The 13,591-nt window shown below is 65.9% G+C and carries 8 protein-coding genes; 4 read left to right on the forward strand and 4 right to left on the reverse strand.

All coding sequences use genetic code 11. The annotated features are described in order from the left end of the window. The first annotated feature begins 525 nt into the window (after positions 1-525). Positions 526-3,351, forward strand: a complete 2,826-nt coding sequence (locus FB468_RS08710; protein ID WP_141886995.1) for a helix-turn-helix transcriptional regulator — start codon at positions 526-528, stop codon at positions 3,349-3,351. A gap of 6 nt (positions 3,352-3,357) precedes the next feature. Here FB468_RS08710 and FB468_RS08715 read toward each other — a convergent pair whose 3' ends face one another. Together FB468_RS08715 and FB468_RS08720 are read right to left on the reverse strand one after the other, a co-directional pair. Beyond that, on the reverse strand, positions 3,358-5,244 hold the full coding sequence (locus tag FB468_RS08715) for a LuxR C-terminal-related transcriptional regulator (protein WP_170219680.1): 1,887 nt from the start codon (positions 5,242-5,244) through the stop codon (positions 3,358-3,360). Positions 5,245-5,270: 26 nt separating this feature from the next. Next, positions 5,271-6,353 carry an Hsp70 family protein gene (locus tag FB468_RS08720; protein ID WP_170219681.1) on the reverse strand — a complete coding sequence of 361 codons (1,083 nt, stop codon included), beginning with the start codon at positions 6,351-6,353 and terminating at the stop codon, positions 5,271-5,273. A gap of 273 nt (positions 6,354-6,626) precedes the next feature. Between FB468_RS08720 and FB468_RS08725 the strand changes: the two genes are divergently transcribed. The 3 genes from FB468_RS08725 (at position 6,627) to FB468_RS08735 (ending at position 12,012) form a co-directional block, all read left to right on the forward strand. Further along, positions 6,627-8,423: an IniB N-terminal domain-containing protein gene (locus FB468_RS08725; protein ID WP_141886998.1), complete on the forward strand. Its 1,797-nt coding sequence runs from the start codon at positions 6,627-6,629 to the stop codon at positions 8,421-8,423. 108 nt (positions 8,424-8,531) lie between these two features. Next, positions 8,532-10,379, forward strand: coding sequence for a dynamin family protein (locus tag FB468_RS08730; protein WP_141886999.1), 1,848 nt, complete (start codon positions 8,532-8,534; stop codon positions 10,377-10,379). An 88-nt stretch (positions 10,380-10,467) separates the two neighbouring features. Beyond that, positions 10,468-12,012, forward strand: a complete 1,545-nt coding sequence (locus FB468_RS08735) for a dynamin family protein (protein ID WP_141887000.1) — start codon at positions 10,468-10,470, stop codon at positions 12,010-12,012. A gap of 27 nt (positions 12,013-12,039) precedes the next feature. On the opposite strand, the gene FB468_RS08740 is transcribed toward FB468_RS08735, so the two are convergent. Together FB468_RS08740 and FB468_RS08745 are read right to left on the reverse strand one after the other, a co-directional pair. Then, on the reverse strand, positions 12,040-12,636 hold the full coding sequence (locus FB468_RS08740) for a hypothetical protein (RefSeq protein ID WP_141887001.1): 597 nt from the start codon (positions 12,634-12,636) through the stop codon (positions 12,040-12,042). After that, the gene (locus tag FB468_RS08745) at positions 12,633-13,538 is read right to left on the reverse strand and encodes a DsbA family protein (RefSeq protein ID WP_141887002.1); all 906 of its coding nucleotides are present in this window, start codon (positions 13,536-13,538) and stop codon (positions 12,633-12,635) included. The genes FB468_RS08740 and FB468_RS08745 overlap by 4 nt, the downstream gene beginning before the upstream one ends. Positions 13,539-13,591 lie beyond the last annotated feature (53 nt).

Here is a 13,591-nt window from a genome sequence, read left to right on the forward strand (position 1 = left end):
CCATCATGACCACGCGCTCGGACGCAGCATGGCTGCTAGATTCTGGTGGAGATCCCTTCTATGAACGGTATGACAGGCCGTTGGCATTGACGAACTCCGTTATGCCCCGAAGGTGCCGCTCAAGCGCATCTATGCGCAGTACTTGGGTAAAGGCTCGACGACGGTCGCGAGGCTTGATCGGCCTGACGAGCGCTGGTACGCCTCGCTTGCGGAGAGGGTGACCGAGAGTTGGCGCCGGCCGAGCATGTGCTCGCGATCTCCGATTAGCTGCGGGGGGGGTAGCGGCGGTGCATGGATCACCGCCTTCGGAGAGCTCGGCGCGATCTCCCCGCGTGCCGCGGAGGCGGCTCGCACCCACAAACGCCGGATGCACGGCTAAGGGAGCGTGTGTGTGAGAGTTTCACACCCGGTTCGGAGCCACGGGCCGCGCGACAGCGGTACTGTGTTTCGTGAGGACTTTTGGGTCGGGCCACTCTGTGCTGCTGCCGAGTCGGTCCGCCGCTACGCAGGAGGACGGAAGCGCGCATGGAGACAGAGAAGAACGTGCATCGTGCCAGGCGCACGTCTCCTCGTGTGAAGCGACGAGCATTCGTCGGAAACACGCTGGAGCGGGCGAAACAGCAGAATGGTATGCTGCTCGTTGTCGATGGCGACGCGGGCATGGGCAAGACCGTATTGCTCCGGGAGATCGTGAGCGCTGCGGTGGCGGACGGCGGCTGGCAGGCGACCTTCGCAAGAACCGACGAGATTGAGCGCAACGAGCCATACAGCTTCATGGAGCGCTTTATTGCAAGCGGGCCGGTATCCGACTGGCATTTTATGCCAGATTCCCACACCAACCCTGTCGAACTCGCCCGTGAGTGTGTGCAGCGCCTCCTCGCCGAGGGCGATGGGAACAGCGGCGGTCGTGTGCTCGTGATTGATGACGCTCAGTGGGTCGATGCGGAGTCCGAGAGGGTTCTGCGCTACATGATCCCCCGCCTCATTCGCAGAGGCACGCTGCTCGTGTTCGGCGTGCGGAGCCCGAACCTTCCTGGCTCCTTCGGGGAGTTTCTTACGGGCCTCGCGATCGACAGCCCTCTCGACGTGTCGCACCACCTTGACCCGCTCACAGCCCCCGAGATCTCCGCGCTCACGCTGGAACTTCACGGTGTCGGCATTTCCGACCGGTCCGCCAGACGCATCCTCGAAGCCACCGGCGGCACATTTCTTGGTGTCGACAGCGTGCTCTCATCGATCTCGGAACGCGAGATCGCGCGCCAGCACCTCACCTGGGATACGACGATTCACGTCACCATGGCGAGCGACAGCCCGCTGCTCCACCGGTTCGCGCAGCTAAGCCCCGAAGCGCAGGTCACCAGTGAGCTCGTCTGCCTCGCGGGGCACGAGCTGCCGCGGGCGAGCCTGCGCAAAGCTTCCGAGATGCTCGGATCGGAGTTGTCACTCGAAGAGGCCCTCACCGCCCAAGTGCTCGTCGAATCGGGGTACGGGGACACGATTATGCCCCGCCACGCTCTGCTCGCGGAGGCGATCGCTGACACGGTGACGACCGCGCGGGCGAAACCGATGCACCTGGCGCTCGCCGCGGTGACGAGCGGGCACCGTTCGCTGCTCCACCTCATCCGCGGAGCGGACCGCTGGGACGCCGCGCTGCACGCGGCAGTGGACGCCTATGTTGACGCCGCAGTCGATCAGGGCCGCCTCGCGAACGCTGCTGAAATCCTGCGCGAGGCCCTCGCGCTCGCCACCACCTCGGACGCACGCACCCGGCTCATCGAAGACCTGCTTCTCGTGCACATGCAGGCGAAGACGAGCTACTTCGCCCTCGACCTGCTCGCCGAGGTTGAGGGGCTCCCGCTGAGCATTTTGCACGAAGTGCTCGGTATCGTGCTCGCTGCGCACGAGGTCGGGCGAGAACTCCCCGCTGCACGGGTTCAGCAGCTACTCGCGATGGAACCGAGCACGGCCGACGAGCGGGTAGCGCTTGCCTACTTCGCATTCATGGTTGTGATTCTGACGATGCGCACCTCAGAACATGACGAGCTGCCGCAATTCATTGCGCTAGCACAGATGCTGGTCGCGCGCATGCCAGACGACCCTGCCGAGCTCTCGAACCCGCGTATCGGCTGGATGCTTGACAAGACCGGCCAACTGCTGCTCCTCGATTGCTATCAGATGGTGCACAACCAGGCACACGCCGACTCCGCCGCGGTGCGGAAGGCACTGCCCGGTCTCATCGAGCGGGCCGAGGGGCTCGCGGACAGCGCCTCAAAGGTCGATGCGTTCGTCGCCATCGCTGGGGCCGAAGTCTCGATCGGTGCGCTCGACACCGCGCGTGATCGCGCGCAGCGGTCCGTCGACATGCTCGAACACGTCAGTCTGCCCTGGGCCGCGGGTACGGCTCGCATCATTCTCCTTAACTGCATGATGCTGCAGGGCGACTATGACGCTGCCATCGAGTTCATGGATCTCACCGAGGAGCTCGCATACATCACGATGGATGTCGAGGCTCGGCTGAGCATGTCCGCACTGCGCGTGTGGGTATCCGCGATCACCAACGAGAATGATGCGAGCGCGCACGTTGGGCAGGCGCGACGCCAGCGTGAGATGAACTGGGAGGGCTACGAGCCCGACCTCACACTCATTGCCGACTGCGAGGCCTCGCGGGCTCGCGGCGACGACGAGGGCGTGCTCGCGGCGAGTTCGGGGCGGTGGGCGGATCAGGTCCGCAACACCCGACACGGGTTCCTCACCTATCGCGCCGAGGCACTGATCCACACGGGCAAGCTCGACGAGGCGAAAGAACTCGTCGACCAGCTCGCCGAGTGGCGAGGCACGCGCTGGCTCGAATACTGGGGCACGCTCGACTGGCTGCAGGCCCGGCTCGCTGAGGCCCAGGGCGACACTCAGGTAGCGATGTGGCACTACGAGGCCGCGGTGCGTAACCGGGCGTTCCCGCTCGCGCTCGGCCTCGCACTCACGGACTACGGAAACCTCCTGCTGCTGGCGGGGCGGCGCACCGAGGCCGCCGAGCGGCTCGACGAGGCCGTGCGCGAATTTGAGCGGATCGGAGCCGACGGATACCTCCCTCGTGCACGCACACTGCTCCAGCAGACTGCCGAAGCACACGGTGGATCAGGCGCGGCCCTGCTCGGGAGCCTCACCGAACGCGAGCGGCAGATCGTCGCGCAGCTCGTGAAGGGGCGCTCGAACAATCAGATCGCCGAGTCGTTCGTCGTGTCGGTCGCGACGGTGCGGTCGCACGTGTCAAACGTGCTGCGCAAGCTCAGGCTCTCCTCCCGCGGCGAGGTCCTCAGGCTTATGCGAGAGGCGGCGGATCCGCAGACCTAGCCGCGCTCAGCCGCGGTCGCTCAGCAGATCGTGCAGCTTCTCGAGGAGATCCGCCCGGCTTGACGCGCCGATCCGCGTGCGGATGCGTGCGATGTGGTGTTCGACAGTCTTCGGCGAGATGAATAGCTGCTCGCCGATCGCACGGTAGCCCTGCCCCTCGAGCACGAGACTCGCGACCTCAACCTCGCGCGCAGTGAGCACCGAGGGCGACGTAGCGGGTCGCCCCTCGCTGCCACCCTGCTCCTTGATGATCTCGCGGGCGAGCTGCATCATCGAGAGCGCGCTCTCGCGCTCGGGGTGCTGCAGCGCGGCCTGCCCCGCGAGCCGCGACGCCTCCCAGGTGTGCCCGCTGCCAGCGAGGGCGCGGGCACTCGCTGCCACGGAGTCGAAATCGACCTCACCCCTAAGCACGTCGAGCCAGGTTCCCCCAGCCACCGCAAGTGTCGCCGCGTAGCGGCTGGCTTCGCCCGCACGTACGAGCGCGTTCGCGTAGGGGATGAGTGCGGCGGGGTCCTCAGCCTGAAACGCTGCCTGCACGCCGTGCCAGTGCAGCGGCGTCGACCACACGACCGGCTCGCCCATCGTCGCGAGCAGTTCGGTCGCCGCCTGCAGCATGCGGGAGATGTGCGCGGAATCCCTGAGCCTTGCGGCGAGTACCAGCATTTCCCCGAACGGGAGCAGGTCGTACAGGGTGATCTGCAGCCCGAAACTGTGTCTGCGAATCTCTCGCCAGGCCTCCCGCATCGCCGGCAGATCGCTGTGCCGTCGCGCAAGCCCGCCGCGCAGGCACCAGTAGAGCAGGAGGTCACGGTCGCACAGCTCGCGGGGATCTTGGAGCTCGGCGATCCTGCGTTCTGCCGCATCGAGCCCGCCGCGCATCATCAGCCCCCAGGCGATGAGCAGCAGGTGCCTGCGGCGACCCGGCTCACCGCCGAGCTCAAGGCGCAGGGCGCGCTCGAGCACGATCTCGGCGGCGGCGGGCTCCCCGCGACCGAACGCGACGAGGGCCGCGATCGCGGCCGGGGTCTCCGGCAGCAGCACCTCGTCGCCGAGGGACGCAAGCGTTGACACTGACCCGGCGAGGAGCTCCAGTGCGCGGTCCCCAAAGCCCTCAGTGCTCGCAATCAGGCCATCAGCGAAATCGGTGAGTCCCGCAGCCCTGTTCGTGAGGCCGTTCTGCGCCATCGCCTCACGCCACTGTCGGGCCGCGGGAAGGTCGCCGCGGCCGATGGCGGCGACTACGGCCCAGGCTGCGTCGACTCCGATCCGCTCCTCGCCGACGTGGCGATACAGCGCGAGCGCGCGCTCGAGGCGGTTGCTCTGAATATGGGCGGCGGCAGCGAGGAGAGCTGCGCTGGTTTGGGTCGCGGTATCCGAAGACGGAGAGTCGAGGAGTTTCTCAGTGAGTGCGAGCACCTCGTCTGGCCGGCTCCGAGCGGCCGCATCAGTTGCGCGGCGCAGCATGAGCGTGTCGTCGCTCTCGCCACGAGCACGCGCGACCATCCCGAGTGCTGCGGCGAGGCCGGCCTCGTCGGGGTGCCTGCTGGTCGCGCGGATGAGCAGGTCAATGAGCGCCTCCGCTGCGCACCCGGACTCAGCGAGGGCGATGAGCGTCGTCGAGCGAGCGGCCACACCGGTCCTGAGCTCCGCAAGCACCTGCTCCTGCACTTCGCGCAGCTCCGTGCCCGCAGACTCGGCGACCAGGCGGGTCGCCGCCGAGGTGCGCAGCACGCCGTCGTGCAGGTGCACCGAGCCCTCCTGCATGAGCGCGGTCAGGTCCTCGTGGATCGCCTGCTGCGGCCGTGAGATGCGCGTTGAGAGTTCGCCCGCGTCGTACGGGCAGCTCACCGCGATGTGCAGGAGCAGCGTGCGGAACTCGCGTTCGCGATCCACCGCGGTCGTGTCCGTGCCCCCCGCGCTCATCGCTGCACCAGCGCACTGGCCCTTGTCGGAATCCCGGAGCCAGGAGGCGCTTCCGCGCCGTGAGCGCTGTGCGGCGGCCGCAGTTTGTGCCACCAGCTCCGCAGCCCCGAGGGTCGCCGTCGAGGGCCGGGGTGCAGCGAGATTGCACCCCTTGCTGCGGTGAGGCGCAGATCATCTGGGACGTGGACCGCGAGCCCGAGGTCGGCTGAGAGCCGTTGACTGATCACTGGCATGACGGCGAGCCCACCGGTGAGGAGAACCGCACCGATCTCCTCATCGGACTGCTCGATCGCGGTGCGCAGCATCCGCAGTATTGCCTCGAGCCACGGATCGGCGAGTTCGTCGAGTTCGCTGCGCACGAGCAGGAGCTTCCGCTCCGCCCCCGGCAACCTGGGCTGAACCGAGGCCATGGCGCTGCGAGAGAGCGTCTCGCGCAAGTTGCGGCACTGCTCGAGCGCCTCGCGGGCGGCCCGAAGCGTCTCGGAACTCGTCACGTCGATCTCATCCCCGAGATCAGTGAGCCCCCGCACGAGGTGTTGCAGCACGGCCGCATCGAGGTGCTCACCACCCTCACTACTCACCAGCCGCGGGCTTGGCACGGCGCGCGGACGTGTCGCGCAATCGCGCACGACGACCAGGCTCGTGAGCCGGCTGCGCAGGCTCACGACGGCCACGGTGTCGGGAAGGGGTTCGATGCTCGCCTGATAGCCAGCGACCGCGGCCTCGGCATCGTTTACGAGGTCCGCGTAGACGCCGAGCCCAGCGAGGGCGTTCGCGAGCTCAGCCACGACCTGCGGTGGCCACCACCCAGGCACCGCGAGTGCGACCGGTTCGGCGACCCCGCGACCTCGAATTGCCTCTGCGACCATCGACGCGTACAGCCCGACTGATTCGATGACCTCGCTTGTGCCGTCGACCACGCGTACATACGGCACCCCGTCGGCGATGCGCTGCAGCAAATCCGCTGGGGCTCCGGCGGGATCGAAGTCGACGCGTTCCCCGGAGCTGAACTCGAGCCCAGTCGCGCCGGCTTCGATGCCGATGATGCCGGCACCGGTCGCTCCCGCACTGATGGTCATTGCTTCCCCGCTGTCTTCCGTACCGTGGTCACACCGCAACCACGGGAATTTCCTTCCCCACCCTACTCCGGGGCTCATAGGGGAGATCGCCGATACCCGACGCCAAATCCCCTAATCCATCCCCTAATCACCCCCGGCCGAAGGGCACCTCTGAAAACGGCAACTAGGGCACGCATCAGGGGGATCCGCCCCGTCGCATGGGGGTGGGCTTGGAACTTACGGTGAATGTAACGCTCGTCGACCCTCGGTGGGCTGTGTCTCTAGGAGCTATTCATGGCTGTAACCTCGACGGAGCTTCTCCGTTTCATTCTGAGTCTGCTCGGCGATCCGACGAAGGCCGAAGACTTCATGGCGGATCCCTCCGCAGTGATGGCATCCGCTGGCCTCGGCGGCGTCTCTTGCGCAGACGTCGACGCCATCACCCCCGTTATCGCGAACGCAGCGGGCGGAGCGGTCGCCATTGCTGGTGGTGGCGCGACCCCAGCCGAAATGGTGCAGCACATCGTGAAGAACGTGGCTGTCTCGAACTTCGACAACAGTGGCGTTATTCAGAACATCTGGAGCGACGGCGATGTGCAGCAGGCCTTCGCTGGCAAGGGTGGCCTTGCACTCGGTGGCGACCTGGTGACTGACGACCCTATTATCACCGGTGACGGGAACATCGTCGCAACCGACACCGCGCAGGCTTCGGGCCGCGACACGATCCAGAACCAGGGTGACGGTAACCTCGCGCTCGGTGGCCCCCAGACCATCGCGCAGGACGACGGCGTCATCGCCGGCGGCGACGCGATTGCCCAGGGCGACAAGGTCGGCGGCAACAACAACAAGGCTGAGAACACCGGCAACGATAACTCTGTTCATGTCGGCGGGAATCAGAACAACGCCGAGAACACCGGCAACACCACCACCCACGATCAGTCGATCACCGTCGGCGATGTGTCTGTCGATCTCTCGGACAACTCTGACAATTCTGATCACTCGGACAATTCGACGACCGTTGGTGGAAATCAGCACAACGCTGAGAACACCGGGAACGACAACTCGGATGACCACTCGACCACTGTCGGGGGTAACCAGAACAGTGCCGAGAACACCGGGAATGACAATTCGGATCATTCTGACAACTCGGATGACCACTCGACCACTGTCGGGGGCAACCAGAACAACGCTGAGAACACCGGCAACGACAATTCGGATCATTCTGACAACTCGGATCACTCGGACAACTCGGATCACTCGGACAACTCCGACGATCACTCGACCACTGTCGGGGGCAACCAGAACAATGCTGAGAACACGGGGAACGACAATTCGGATCACTCGGATAACTCCGATCATTCCGATAACTCTGACAACTCCGACAATTCGGACCACTCCGATAACTCTGATCACTCCGACAACTCGGAGAGCTCCGACAGCTCGACGACCGTGGGTGGGAACCAGAACAGTGCCGAGAACACCGGGAACGACAACTCGGTCGACTTCTCGGAAGACCACTCAGTGGGCGGCGACTACTGGGAAGACGGTTCAAACGTCGGTGGCATCGGTAACGAAGTGACTGACAACCGCCACTCGGGCAACACTGTTGACTCCGGCAACACCGTCACGCTCACCGAGACCAACGACCAGTCGATCAACGTTGGCTCCGTCGCGGTAGACCTGTCAAACAACTCACACAACTCAACCGTTGATGATCATTCAGTGACTTCGGGGGACGTAACCGACGATCATTCTGTGACCTCCGGTGACGTCATTGACGATCATTCTGTGAACTCGGGTGATGTTATCGACGATCACTCATCGATCGTTGGCGATGCTACGAGTTACGACGATCATTCTGTGAACTCCGGTGACGTCATCGACGACCACTCTTCGGTCGTGGGCGATGTCTCGGTGCCGCAGGCACCGGCCGTCGAGGACACCGTGACCGAGGAGCCGGCAGAGGAGATCTCCGGCTACAGCTACACGTACGACGACCACTCGTACAGCTATGGTGACTCCTACGGTGCCGCTGACGTCCCCGCGGAGACGGGTGGCACCGATGTGGCGGCCGACATCACTGTGATGTAGCCCGCGCGGCCACCGAAGCGCAGTGCTGGATGTGCCCTCCCCGCACATCCAGCACTGCGCTTCCGGCACCGCGTATCTTCCCGCACAGCCCCGAGAAATGAGGACCGCATGGCATCTCCCCACCCCGAGCCCGTAGCCCGGCAGCTCGAGATGATCGCCCGGCAGATGATCGACGTCGCCCAGCGCGCGAGCCGGCCCGATCTCGCTGAGCGGCTCGAGCAGGCGAGACAGGATCTCGGCAATGTCGGAGTGCGTGTCGTTGTCGTCGGCCAATTCAAACAGGGCAAGAGCGCCCTCGTGAACGCCCTCGTCTCGGCCCCCGTCTGCCCGGTTGATGATGTCATCGCTACCTCCGTACCCACGGTGGTTCGCTGGGGGGAGCAGACCACTGCCACGCTCGTGACGGAGCTCTCCGGTGAACAGCAGTCGATCCGCACCGCCATCGACCCGGGGGAGCTCCGCGCGCACGTCACCGAGCTCGCGGGGGACTCCGGGATCTTCGGTACCCTGCACGCCGACGTCGCGTTGCCGCGGCGCCTGCTCGCCGGTGGCCTGACACTCATCGACACACCCGGCTTCGGCAGGGCGCAGGTCCGCGCCTCCTCGAACCTCGCTCTCCTCCCGCAGGCCGATGCCCTCGTGATGGTGAGCGATGCAACGCAGGAGCTCACCGAGCCCGAGCTCGTCTTCCTCGGGCAGGCATCCGAGCTCTGCTCGCGCCTCACCTTCGTCGTCAGCAAGAGCGACCTGCAACACAACTGGCGCAATATCGTCGCGGCCGATACCGAACACCTCGCCGCCGTGGGCATCGACGTCCCACTCCTCGTCACCTCGTCCCTCATCCACGAACTCGCTGTGCAACAGCGCGGCAACGAGCTCATTGAGGAGGCCGGGATCCACACGCTTGCGAAACACCTGCACCGCGTGCACGCCGATGTGCTCGCTGAACGGCACCGCGCCATCGCCTCCGAGATCCACACCGTCGGCGAACTGCTCGCGATGGTGTTCAGCACGGAACTTGAGGTGATCGGTAACCCCGAAAATGGCGAGGAGATCATTCAGGACCTCAGGCAGGCCGAGGAGACGGCTGAACGCCTCACCTTGCGTTCGGCACGTTGGCAGCAGACCCTCGCCGACGGTACGAGCGAGCTCATCGACGACATTGAGTTCGATCTTCGTGACCGGCTTCGCCAGGTCGGTCGCGAGGCCGAGCAGCTCATTGACTCGAGCGATCCCGGTCGTTCATGGGAGGACACGGGCACGTGGCTCGCCGAATCCGTCACGCAGGCAGTTTCTGACAACTTCGTGTGGGCGCACACGCGCAGCATGCACCTCGCCGACGTCGTCTCCAAGCACTTCGTGCTCGACGGCCGCTCTTCAGTGCCGGATCTCTCGCTCCCGAGCACAGACCGTGCGCTGCGGGCGATCGGAGACCTCGATTACGTCCGCTCTGGCTCGCTCTCCGCCGGTCAAAAACTCATGATCGGACTCAAGGGCTCGTACGGCGGCGTGCTCATGTTTGGGCTCATGACCACCCTCGCGGGCATGGCCCTCGTGAACCCGATCTCTGTCGTGGCCGGCCTCATCATGGGAGGGTTCGCGTACAAGCAGGACGCAAAGCAGCGTCTGGACCAGCGCCGAGCCGAGGCGAAGGTCGCGGTGCGCAAACTCATCGATGAGGCGATCTTCCAGGTGAGCAAGGAATCGCGTGACCGCCTGAACACGGTCAAGCGGGTGCTGCGTGATCACTTCGTCTCCGTCGCTGAGCACCTCAAGCAGTCGCTCGCCGAGTCGATCCGCTCTGCGAAGCGCAGCGGGGCCTTGCCCCCAAGCGAACGCAGCGTGCGCGCGGCAGCGGTCGCGTCCGAACTGCGAGCCCTGCGCGCGCTCGGCGACCGGGCGATGGAGGTCGGTGCACCCGCACCCACCAGAGCGGCCGCGTCCGCGGCCCCGTGACCGCAGTCCCCGCCACCGCAGCTTCAACGCCAGCGTCCCCAGAACCTGCGCTAGCCGCACCAATCCCCGAATCAGTACGGAGTGCACGATGACACAGCAGCGAGCGACTGCGCAGGAGCTGCTTGCCGCAGCCAAGCAGCTCTACCACCTCCACGCCGATGTGTACGAGCAGATTGAGGTGCTCGAGCGCCGCCTCGACGAGCCCCTGCGGGTGGCCCTTGTCGGCTCGGTGAAGGCGGGCAAGTCGACGCTGCTGAACGGACTGCTCGGTGAGCGGATCGCGCCGACAGATTCTCGCGAGTGCACACGCATCGTCACCTGGTACCACCACGGCCCGACGCCGCGCGTGCGCGCGCACCTCACTAACGGGGAGAGCGCGGCGCTGCCCGCGAAACGGCAGCGCGAACGCCTCGAGCTCGACCTCGCGGGGCTGAGCTCTGATGATGTCGACCGCATTGACGTGACCTGGCCGGTGCCGGGCATCGGGCGCATTACGCTTATCGACACCCCGGGTATTGCATCGGCATCACACGACGTGTCTCACGAGACCGACAGGTTTCTCCTGCCGGACGAGGGTGCGGCGGGTGCGGACGCGGTCATCTACCTGCTGCGCTCGCTGCACGAGTCTGATGTGCAGTACATGCGGGCGCTCACGGAACGTACCCGACACGGCAACGCGACGATCGGGTCGATTGCGGTGCTGTCGCGCGCGGACGAGCTCGCGTCGGGGAGACTCACTGCGATGGTGTCGATCAACGAGAGCGCACAACGACTGCGGAACTCGCCGGAGCTCGAAGGCGTGTGCGAGACTGTCGTGCCCGTCGCCGGCCTCCTCGGAATGGGTGCCATGATGCTGCGTCAGGCTGACTTCGCCGCCTTCGCTACGCTCGCCGCCGTGCCCTCCACCGAGACCGAACGGCTCTTCATCAGCGCCGAGCGTTTCATCACCTCCCGCGACCAGGGGCTCCCTGCGGAGCGCGTGCGCATCGACCTCGTCGACCGCTTTGGGATGTACGGGATCCGTCTCGCCATCGCACTGCTGCGCGGCGGCATCAATGACGCCCCAGACCTCTCGGCGGAACTGCTGCGCCGCAGCGGCCTCGAAGAGCTGCGGCGAGTGATCGATGTGCACTTCACGCAACGGACGGCGGAGCTCAAGGCGCACTCGGTCATGCTGGCGCTGCACCAGCTGCTACGTCAGCGCGCTGTTGCCGGCTCAGAAGACTTGCTCCTCGATGTGGATCAGCGCATGGCCGCCTCCCACACCTGCACGGAGATGCAGCTCGTCGGGCGCATCGCGAGCGGTCGCCTGTCGCTGTCTGACGAACGTGCGGCGGAACTGGAACGGCTCCTCGGTGGCCGGGGGAGTGATCCTGCCGTGCGGCTTGGACTCATAGACGATCGGGTGCACGGGAAGTCAGGCGCGTCAGGCAGGTACGGTGTGCTCGGCGGTGGCCGCCCGAGCACCGAACAGCTGCTCGACGAGGCAACGAAGCACCTCCTGCGCTGGCGCGAACTGCTCGACAACCCACTGCTCGATCGCGAGACAGCGAGGGCCTGCGCCGTCGCAGAACAGAGCTGCGAGCGCCTCATCCTCGCCCTGATGGGCCACAGTCGCCTCGCGGCTGCCTGAGCCTTGCGGCGGGCTGCCTGAGTCTTGCTAGGGGGCAGCGATCGGGAGTGAGCGGCGCTCGTCGGGCTGGTGCAGCCACCGCGAGGCTCCCGGGGTGAAAGATAGGGTTGTGGCGACTAGCATGCTGAGTGCCGCCCCTCCTGCGAGCGCGAGGTCGAGGGCGTCGGCTTCGCGTACGAGTATCCCGATGGCAAGCACAGCGACAGTGAGCGCGACGAAGACCAGGCACGTCACCCGCACCCCCGGTCGGCGGTGTGTCACCAGCGTTCGCATGCTCAGCGCCTGCAGCAACGCGAGCACCAGGGAGAGCCCAGCGAGCGCCCCGAACAGCACCAGCACGGCCCTGTCGATATCCGCGGCTGAATACTCCACCGAGAGGTCCTCGGGGAGCGCATCGATAAGTGCGTTACCGAGCGTCTCGAACTGCAGCGCGCCGACCAACACCGCTGCGGCGACGAGCAGAACGGCGACGCACGCAAGCACCAGGGCAACGACGAGCCTGCGCGGGCGTGCGATGCGTTCCTCGACGGGCAGACCCCAGGCGAATCCTGGGCGCTCAGGTATCCCCTCTCGCTCGGTCTCCCATGAGACGCGGGAGTCTGGGGAACGGTCGTGCGGACTCATTCGGTCGCCTTATCGATCATGAACTGTAGCTCTTCGGGGCCCGGCATCGACTCCCGGCCGTCTGTGCTCTTCACGATCGGTACGCCGTCGACCCAGACAGTCGGTGTGGACGAAACGCCCGCGTCGACTGCCGCGTTGAGCGCCTGCGCGACCCAGCCGTCGAACGTGCGTTCGGTGATGCAGCTCGCAGCGTCCGCGGCCCCGGCGGTCTCTGCGAACGCGGTGAGCTCAGCGTCATTCGGGCCGGTAGCGCCCGGCGCCGGCTGATGGTCAAACAGGAGGTCGCGCATCGTCACGAAGGCCGGTACCCCCGCGAGGTCAGCCACGCACACCGCGGCGTTTGCGGCGCGCTGCGAGTACTCGTCAGAGGACGCACTCACGAGAAAGGCGAACGGACGGTACTCGATGCTGATCGTGCCGTCAGCTAACTCTGAGGAGAGCAGCGCGTTGGCTTGTTCGTGGAAGACGCCGCACGATGCGCAGAGGAAGTCCTCGTAGAGCACGACGGGGACGAATCCCTCGTTGTGTCCCGTCTCAGTCGCCTCGCTGTCGGCTTCTGGAGCTGCTGCGGTAAGGATGAAGCCGTAGCTATCGGTCGCATGCTTCGGCACCGCGACATCGTCAGCAGCGTGTTCGGAAGCGCGGAATTGGAGCCAGAGGAGTGCGGCGCAGGCGGCGACGACTGCCATCACAACGAGTACTTTCACGCCGAGGCCCCTTTTGCCGAAGCCGCGCTGGTGGTCGCGTCTGATTTGGTCGGCGAGGGCCTTGCGGCTCTCTGCGGCAGCGTCGGTATCGGTGCTGTTGGTCGCTGCGGCGCCCGCGGCCCCCGCGGAGCGCGGCTCTTGTTCGGGCCGGAAGCTAGCCGACCGTTTGGATCGGCGCTCCGAAGTGAGGTTCATACCTTCAGGGTACCAATCTGGGAGGGGCGATGCGGCGGCTAGATGGGATATGA

Origin of the sequence: Leucobacter komagatae (genome assembly GCF_006716085.1) — a bacterium.
GTDB classification, from domain to species: Bacteria; Actinomycetota; Actinomycetes; order Actinomycetales; family Microbacteriaceae; genus Leucobacter; species Leucobacter komagatae.